General features: G+C 52.4%; 8 protein-coding genes. All 8 read left to right on the forward strand.

Features of this window, described 5'->3' with window-relative positions; translation table 11 throughout:
* Nucleotides 1-435: 435 nt before the first annotated feature.
* Entirely contained in the window at nucleotides 436-1,500 is a 1,065-nt protein-coding gene (locus ACTH3S_RS03590) for a pilus assembly protein PilM (RefSeq protein WP_441807652.1), read from the forward strand.
* Entirely contained in the window at nucleotides 1,500-2,063 is a 564-nt protein-coding gene (locus ACTH3S_RS03595) for a PilN domain-containing protein (protein WP_441807653.1), read from the forward strand. The genes ACTH3S_RS03590 and ACTH3S_RS03595 overlap by 1 nt, the downstream gene beginning before the upstream one ends.
* Nucleotides 2,063-2,674 carry a type 4a pilus biogenesis protein PilO gene (locus ACTH3S_RS03600; protein WP_441807654.1) on the forward strand — a complete coding sequence of 204 codons (612 nt, stop codon included), beginning with the start codon at nucleotides 2,063-2,065 and terminating at the stop codon, nucleotides 2,672-2,674. Before ACTH3S_RS03595 ends, ACTH3S_RS03600 begins: the two co-directional genes overlap by 1 nt.
* 2 nt (nucleotides 2,675-2,676) lie before the next feature.
* Entirely contained in the window at nucleotides 2,677-3,225 is a 549-nt protein-coding gene (locus tag ACTH3S_RS03605; RefSeq protein ID WP_441807655.1) for a pilus assembly protein PilP, read from the forward strand.
* A 65-nt stretch (nucleotides 3,226-3,290) separates the two neighbouring features.
* Nucleotides 3,291-5,354, forward strand: a complete 2,064-nt coding sequence (gene pilQ, locus ACTH3S_RS03610; RefSeq protein ID WP_441807656.1) for a type IV pilus secretin PilQ — start codon at nucleotides 3,291-3,293, stop codon at nucleotides 5,352-5,354.
* Between the two features lie 137 nt (nucleotides 5,355-5,491).
* Nucleotides 5,492-6,058, forward strand: coding sequence for a shikimate kinase AroK (aroK, locus tag ACTH3S_RS03615; protein ID WP_441807657.1), 567 nt, complete (start codon nucleotides 5,492-5,494; stop codon nucleotides 6,056-6,058).
* Nucleotides 6,051-7,148: a 3-dehydroquinate synthase gene (aroB, locus tag ACTH3S_RS03620; RefSeq protein WP_441807658.1), complete on the forward strand. Its 1,098-nt coding sequence runs from the start codon at nucleotides 6,051-6,053 to the stop codon at nucleotides 7,146-7,148. The genes aroK and aroB overlap by 8 nt, the downstream gene beginning before the upstream one ends.
* Nucleotides 7,149-7,183: 35 nt before the next feature.
* A partial coding sequence (locus ACTH3S_RS03625) for an AAA family ATPase (protein WP_441807659.1) occupies nucleotides 7,184-8,271 on the forward strand: 1,088 nt, incomplete at its 3' end.

The raw sequence follows: 8,271 nt of genomic DNA on the forward strand, positions 1-8,271 counted from the left end.
TGTTGGGATCTGTTCGATTGTGATCGGTGCCCTTCTCTTTTCACCGAATTCTGCTATTAATCTGTTGTCTTTGCTATATACCCGTAGTGGTGTCTGGAGTTTTATGTCCAGTAGCTGATCTACGGGAGGAAGACCCGGACGAAGGTAAAGATAGAAGCCTGAGCCGACGATAACGGCGACACTCAGTCCGGTGAGAAATAACCATGCAAAAAGGCGAGAAGTACGCAACAAATGGGACATTTTTTTCTGACAACTGTTGGATATAGGTCTATCATTTGAGAAATTGCTTTAGGAAGGATGAGTCGCTTCACCGCTGCAATCGTTCTCATTTGAAGGAGAGCGAACATTGTAGACGGAATATTGAAGAAATTCTCTTAAATAAAAAACACATAAGACATATAGCCGGGTGCATCTAACCAGGTATAGGGTGAGCGCGTGTTCGGATTGTTCGGAAAGAAATCCAGTGCAGTATTGGGCGTAGATATAAGCTCAAGCTCCGTCAAGCTCCTCGAGCTGTCGAAGCAAGGCGACCGATATAAGGTCGAGAGCTACGCCGTTGAGCCGTTGCCGGCTAACTCTGTGGTCGAAAAAAATATCACAGACGTAGAAGCCGTTGGCGAAGTTCTCAAACGGGTGGCTTCGAAATCACGCACCAGCCTCAAGCATGTGGCAGTGGCCGTGTCTGGCTCCGCTGTGATCACAAAACTCATCCAAATGGATGGCGGCCTCAACGAATTTGAGATGGAAGATCAAATCGCTCTGGAGGCAGATCAATACATTCCGTATCCGCTTGATGAGGTTGCGATTGATTTTGAGGTGCAGGGCCCCTCAGAAACGAATCCAGATCAGGTAGATGTGCTCTTGGCGGCATGCCGTAAAGAGAACGTCGATATCCGGGAGGATGCGCTTGAGATTGCCTCTCTAAACACCAAAATTGTGGATGTGGAAGCCTACGCCCTCGAGCGCGCTTACGCGTTGATTGAGTCCCAGCTTGACTCTCAGGGCGAAGATTTGGTGGTGGCCGTTGTTGATGTTGGCGCGACCATGACAACCCTGAGCGTGCTCGCAGAGGGTAAGACGGTTTACACCCGAGAGCAGATTTTTGGTGGCAAACAGCTTACTGAAGAGATCCAGCGCCGTTATGGTTTGTCTGTTGAAGAAGCTGGTCTTGCAAAGAAGCAAGGCGGGCTGCCGGATGATTACGAATCGGAAGTACTTACGCCGTTCCGGGAAGCCGTTGTTCAGCAGGTAGCGCGCGCGCTCCAGTTCTTTTTCGGAGCCAGTCAATACAATGCGGTGGACTACGTAGTGCTTGCCGGTGGTACGGCTTCGATTCAGGGGCTGACAGAAATGGTGGAGGAGAAAACAGGAACGCCGACACTGGTCGCGAATCCTTTTGCAGAGATGGCAGTAGGCTCGCGGGTTAACGCATCGGCATTGGGCAACGATGCTCCCTCGCTGATGGTCGCGTGTGGCTTGGCAATGAGGAGCTTCGACTGATGGCAACGATCAACCTCAGGCCTTGGCGCGAAGAACTCCGCGCAGAAAAGCAAAAGCAGTTTGTAGTGATGATTCTAGGTGCCGCTATTATTGCTGCCGGCCTTACCTTCCTCTGGAGTTCAGATTTAGACAGCGGCATTGCGTATCAGCAATCCCGGAACGCATACATCGAATCTGCCACCAAAAAATTGGATGAACAGATTCGTGAGATTGAAAGCCTCAAGAGCAAACGCGACGAACTGCTGGCTCGCATGAAGGTTATTCAAGATTTGCAGGGCAAACGTCCTGTGATCGTTCGCGCGTTTGATGAGTTGGTGCGCACTCTGCCGGACGGACTTTTTTATACAGATTTGAAGAAGTCGGGTGATCAGGTAAGCATTGTTGGTATGGCGGAATCGAATAGCCGCGTATCAAACCTGATGCGACAGTTTGATGAATCCGACTGGTTCACCAGCCCGAACCTGTCAAATGTATCGGCGGCGGACAGTCGGCGGGCTGGCTACAGCCAGTTCACCATGACTGTTAAACAAAAAACACCAGAGCCCGAAGGGGAGGATAAGTAATGAGCCTCGCGGACTCACTTAAAAGCCTCAATGAATTTGATATCAACGATCTTGATGTAAACAATGCTGGCATCTGGCCGGCGCCCATCAAGGCCATTGTTGTCCTGCTTATATTCGGCTTGATTCTTGGCGGCGGCTACTGGTTCTTTATAAAGGATCAGTATGTTCAGCTCGACCGAGTTGAAAAGACCGAGCAAGATCTGCGCACAAAGTACGAGCAAAAAGCCTATCGGGTGGCAAACCTGGAGGTTTTCAAAGCGCAGATGGTGGAGATGGAAGAAACGTTCGGTGCGCTGGTGCGACAATTGCCGAGTGAAACAGAAGTTCCAGGGCTGCTTGAGGATATTACCAATACAGCTCTGGGTAGCGGTTTGGCGCTTCAGGAAGTAAAACTTCAGTCTGAGCAAAAGCGCGACTTCTATTCCGAATTGCCGATCAATATCCGAGTGTCAGGCTCGTATCATGAGCTGGCATCGTTTGTGAGCAGTGTGGCAAGCCTTCCAAGGATCGTAACCCTGCACGATTTAACCATTAAACCAACTGGCGGAGACGGCGAGCAACTTGATATGCAGGTTGTTGCCCGTACATACCGCTACCGGGCTGGAGAATGAGCATGGCAGCAAAGCATGCGGGAAGAGCCTGGCTGGGTGTTTGTCTGGTGTCACTCCTGACAGCCTGCTCCCAGGGCAGCGGTTTTTCCGATCTGGACAAGTTTATGGCAGACACCCGAGCCAAGCCTCGGGGGCATGTTGAGCCATTGCCTGAGTTCAGTGCTTACGAGGCATTCAGTTATTCGGCGGCAGACAGACGGGCACCGTTTGAGGTGCCAATCGATGTTCAGCTGACGATGGTTGATGAAAAGCCGGTCAGTGATGTTGAGCCTAATCTGGATCGGCCAAAAGAGGTGCTTGAGAATTTTGATCTCAAGAGTCTCGGTATGGTGGGTACGCTCCAGGGGGTGTCAGGAAATCTATTTGCGCTAATCCGGGATGATTCTGGCGGTATTCACCGGGTGCGTTCCGGGAATTTCATCGGGCAGAGCTATGGCCGTATTATTGGTGTGAGTGAAACCCGGATCGAACTAATCGAGATCGTTCCTAATGGCCGGGGTGGTTGGGTAGAGCGTCCTCGCTCTCTGACCCTGGACGAGGGCGCAGGCTAAGGAGCGGCTGGATGAAGATTGAAAGAAACATGCATATACAAAAAAGTTTAGGGTCGAGGCTAGCGATGTTCAGAAAACTCAATGTATACGTCAGCGTAGTTGCTTTTGGGTTGTTATCCGGCCTGGCCAATGCGGTCACGTTGGAAGACGTGTCGTTTTCGTCGCTACCGGGAGAGCGTCTGGAAGTGACTCTTAAGTTTGATGGTCAGCCGCCCGAACCATCGGGTTACACCATCGAGCGCCCAGCGCGTATTGCGGTGGATTTGCGCGACACCACCAGTGGGCTTAACAGTCGGAGTATTCCGCTTGGGTCGGGTAATGCCCAGAGCATGACCGTGGTAGAGACAAAGGACCGCACCCGTTTGATCTTTAATTTGATTGAGCTTGCGCCTTACGAGACGGTTCGGAATAACGACTCTCTTGTGATGACTATTGGTGGTGATTCCGGGGCGGCACCGGTTGCAACTGCTTCGTCTGGATCAGCCGAGGCCATGCAATCGGCCCCTGCAGCCGATACGCTAGCAGGCGTCGATTTTCGCCGCGGTAATAACGGCGAAGGCCGTGTCATCGTAGATCTCGGCAGCCCTAGAACGCCGGTAGATTTGTCTGAGTTGGGCGGCAAGATTCGTCTCACTATGGATGGTATCTCGGTACCAGTTGATCTGCGCCGTCGCCTTGATGTCACCGACTTCGCAACACCGGTAAGCCGTATTGATACCTTTGTTGAGGATGGCAACGCGGTGGTGGAAATTCGCCCCGAGGGCAATTACGACTACATTGCTTATCAATCTGGAAGCCAGTTCACAGTGAGTGTCGAAAAGCTTACTGAAGAGGAAGCTGAATCACGTCGCGAACAGAAGTTCCCCTACTCTGGTGAAAAGCTCTCCCTGAACTTTCAGGATATTGAAGTGCGCTCCGTACTGCAGCTTATAGCAGACTTTACCGGGCTGAACCTGGTAGCGAGTGACACGGTAGGCGGCAGCATCACTCTGCGCTTGCAGAACGTTCCTTGGGATCAGGCTCTGGATCTTATTCTTAAAACCAAGGGGTTAGATAAACGCCAGATTGGTAACGTTTTGCTGGTTGCGCCGGCTGATGAAATCGCCGCCCGTGAGAAGCTTGAGCTTGAAACCACCAAGCAAATTGCAGAGCTTGCACCGGTTCGGTTGGATATCATTCAGGTCAACTACGCCAAAGCTGCCGATATTGTTGGGCTGATCAAGGAAGACAAAGAACTTATCTCTGATCGTGGTTTTGTATCCTCGGATGTGCGCACCAACACTATTAGCGTTCGTGAAAGCACGGATAAACTGGAGGAGATTCGTCGTCTGGTGTCTACTTGGGACGTGCCGGTGCGCCAGGTATCTATCGAAGCCCGCATTGTGCGCGCGCAGACTAATGTGGCGGAAAACCTGGGAGTGCGCTGGGGTGGTGCAGGCTACGATGTTAGTGGAGACAACGTATTTTCTTTTGGCGGATCTCAAGAAGCTGTAGGAGAGGCACGCGATGCCGCAGGTGGTGGCACGGGTGGCATTACGTTCCCGGGCGCGCTGGGAGTTGATCTTGGTGTAACTGGTGAAGGTGCTTCTTCATTCGCTATAGGCTGGGGCAGCGACAACTTCTTGGTAGATCTTGAGTTGTCAGCGCTTGAAACCGACGGCCAAGCAGAAGTTGTCTCGCAGCCGCGAGTGGTAACCGCAGATCGCCAGACAGCCTCCATCAAATCGGGTGAAGAGATTCCATATCAGGAGGCCTCTTCCAGTGGTGCGACGTCGGTATCATTCAAAGAAGCCGTGCTGTCTTTGGAAGTGACGCCGCAGATCACACCAGATGACAAGATCATCATGGATCTGATGGTTAATCAGGACTCCCGTGGCGAAGTAACAGGGGGGATTCCTTCCATCAACACCAACGAAGTAACCACGCAGGTATTGGTTGGCAATGGTGAAACAGTGGTTCTGGGTGGTATTTTCCAATCAGAAGTCGCCACTCAAACCACTAAAACTCCGTTCCTTGGGGACATTCCTTACCTTGGACGCCTGTTTAAGCGCACCGAGAAAATTAATGAGCGCAGTGAGCTGCTGATCTTCATCACACCGAAGATCATCAGGAACGACCTGATTCAGTAACAGAGCCAGCAGCAAAGCCGCCGCGTTAAACCGGCGGCTTTTTTGTGTCTGTAGGTTCCGTGATGCTAACGCCGAAGCTTATGCAATCTGTAGCCCTGTGATATTCTCACCCGCCTGAACATTATTGAGCGGAAGTTATGTCTTTGCCCAAACGCGTTGTCTTGGTTGGCCCAATGGGCGCCGGTAAAAGTACGATTGGCCGGATGCTTGCCCGAGAGTTGGGGTACCGTTTTCTTGATTCTGACCGGATCATTGAAGAGCGTTGTGGGGCAAACATTCCCTGGATATTCGATGTTGAAGGCGAAGCAGGGTTCCGTCAGCGTGAAACAGCGATGCTGAACGAGCTGTCTGCGCAGCCCGAGACTGTTTTAGCCACAGGTGGTGGGGCGGTAATGTGTACCGAAAACCACCCGCTATTGAAAAAAGATTCGGTGGTTATCTACCTGCGTACGTCGATAGAGCAGCAGGTGGAGCGCACGCGCAAAGATCGCAATCGCCCTTTACTGCAGAACGACGATCCCGAAGGTGTTTTGCGTAGACTGTTTGCCATTAGAGACCCTCTGTATACCGAACTTGCTGATATTATTATGTTCACAGATCGCAAAAGTCCCCGGCTTGTGGTGCGTCAGCTTGTGAATCGCGTAAACCCGAAAACCCCGCGACAACAAAGACAGGTGAGAAAGGAAGGCCGTAACCATGTATAACCTGCTTCATGAGCTTCCGGTAGATCTGGGAGAGCGCAGTTACCCCATTATGATCGGCGAAGGTATGTTAGGAGGGTACGACCTTTCTGATTACGTTGGTGGTTCCCAAGTAATGATCGTGACCAACGATGTGGTGGGCCCTTTGTATTTGGGGCAGGTCAAGGCCAGCTTTCCTGGCAAGGAGGTGGATACGGTTGTGCTGCCGGATGGTGAAAACCATAAAAACTGGCAGACACTGAATCTGATTTTTGATGCCTTGTTGGAGAAGCAACATACCCGAAAAACCACGCTGGTCGCATTGGGTGGTGGTGTTGTTGGCGATATGACAGGGTTTGCTGCTGCGTCTTACCAGCGCGGCGTGCCATTCATACAAATTCCAACCACGTTACTGTCTCAGGTTGATTCGTCCGTGGGTGGTAAAACCGGTATTAACCACCCACTCGGCAAGAATATGGTCGGGGCTTTCCATCAGCCAGAAGTGGTGATGATTGATACCGACACCCTTCAGTCTCTGCCGCCGAGGGAGGTGTCTGCTGGGCTGGCTGAGGTTATCAAGTACGGCTTGATCCGGGATACAGCCTTCCTGGGCTGGTTGGAAGAGACAATTGAGCCGCTGGTAGCTTGTGACAGCAAAGCTCTGGCGGAAGCGATATTGCGCTCATGCGCTTGCAAGGCAGATGTTGTGGCGCAGGATGAGCGCGAGAACGGGCTCCGGGCTACCCTGAACCTTGGGCATACATTTGGTCACGCCATCGAGACCTTCGCCGGCTACGGCAACTGGTTGCATGGAGAGGCAGTGGGCACGGGCATGATCATGGCCGCCGACCTGTCGGCCCGGGAAGATTTGATAAGTTCGGCGGATTACGATCGTATCGTGCGCATTGTTCGTAGGGCGAGTTTGCCTTTACGACCTCCAGTAGAAATGATGCCTGCGGATTTCATGAGCCTGATGGCCGTGGATAAGAAGAACATCGACGGTAGGTTGAGGTTAGTATTGCTTCGTTCCGTAGGCGATGCTGTGGTTACATCGGGGGCTTCTCCGGAGAACCTCATGGCAACACTAGAGGCGTTTTGTCAGCAGGAAAGCTGAGCAGAGGTTGTAACATTGAACGGCAGGATTTTTTTGTGACTGACGACAGCTTCAACAGCCTGGATGGTGGAGGGTTGTTCCCTAGGCTACAGCAACGATACGGTTTGAGAGATAACCCGCTGGAAATGGATCTACCCTTCTTTCCGGATGGCATGCGTCATCACGCCTTGGAAGCACTCCGCCATCTTTGTGGGTTTGGAGATATGGCGCTGCTGCTCACCGGTGCCCCAGGCTCAGGTAAAAGTCGATTGCTGGCAGAGTTAGTGCGCAGTGAATCATCACGGTTAGGTTTTCACCGTCTGTCTGCAGCCGCCATGACAAGCTCCAGTGCCTTGGCAAGAGACCTTAAGCAGGTAGCCCGCTCTGGTGTTAGCCCGGATGACAACTCTCGTGAAGCCGTTTATCGTTTTTTTCGGTGGACTGAAAGCAGGGTTGCCAAGGGTCAGCGCATGGTGTTGCTCATTGACGATGCCGACCGAGCGCCTCCTGAGCTGCTCAGGCTAATCCTTGAGGGGTTTCTCGCCGCCGATCGTGCCAAGGCAGCGGTTCCGGTATTTGTTGGCGAGGATCGCCTCGTCACGCTTCTGGGTCTTGAGGATTCATCGGTATCTGTTCACCAGGTTCACTTGCGCCCGCTTACCAGAGAAGAGGTGTTCTCTTACCTTGAGCCGCGAGTGCACAAAGCAGGCGGTAAGGTGAATGAACTCCTAAGTCCGTCCCGGCTTGATAGAATATACGACCTCAGTCAGGGAAGTTTTTCCCGGCTGAAAAGAGTGACTCCTGGTATCTGGTTGGACATTGTTTCCGGTGCTTCGAAGCGGAAGCGTTCGCCGGTGCTTAATTTTAAGCAGCTTCGCCTGCCTGCATTGGCACTTGTGCTTTTGGGGGGCTCTTGGTGGTTTGTGTCTCAGCAGTACGATGAGACAGTCGCGCTGGAGCGGGACACGGCTCCCGAAACCGAGCCTGTACGTAAGAGCATAACCATCGGCCCCCGTATGCCAGAAGACGAGGCGCCAAACGAAACACCTCCGCCATTGACAGACTTTACGGCCCCTCCGGATCCTGTTTCTGAGCCTGAGCCTGAGCCTGAGCCTGAGCCTGAGCCTGAGCCTGAGCCTGAGCC

The sequence above is a fragment of the Marinobacter sp. genome (assembly GCF_052094685.1).
Classification (GTDB): Bacteria; Pseudomonadota; Gammaproteobacteria; order Pseudomonadales; family Oleiphilaceae; genus Marinobacter.

What these genes read in the sequence shown, in the direction of transcription:
- ACTH3S_RS03595 (WP_441807653.1), top strand. Translation starts at nt 1,500, where the DNA reads ATGGCAACGATCAACCTCAGGCCTTGGCGCGAAGAACTCCGCGCAGAA.
- ACTH3S_RS03600 (WP_441807654.1), top strand. Translation starts at nt 2,063, where the DNA reads ATGAGCCTCGCGGACTCACTTAAAAGCCTCAATGAATTTGATATCAAC.
- ACTH3S_RS03605 (WP_441807655.1), top strand. Translation starts at nt 2,677, where the DNA reads ATGGCAGCAAAGCATGCGGGAAGAGCCTGGCTGGGTGTTTGTCTGGTG.
- pilQ (WP_441807656.1), top strand. Translation starts at nt 3,291, where the DNA reads ATGTTCAGAAAACTCAATGTATACGTCAGCGTAGTTGCTTTTGGGTTG.
- aroK (WP_441807657.1), top strand. Translation starts at nt 5,492, where the DNA reads ATGTCTTTGCCCAAACGCGTTGTCTTGGTTGGCCCAATGGGCGCCGGT.
- aroB (WP_441807658.1), top strand. Translation starts at nt 6,051, where the DNA reads ATGTATAACCTGCTTCATGAGCTTCCGGTAGATCTGGGAGAGCGCAGT.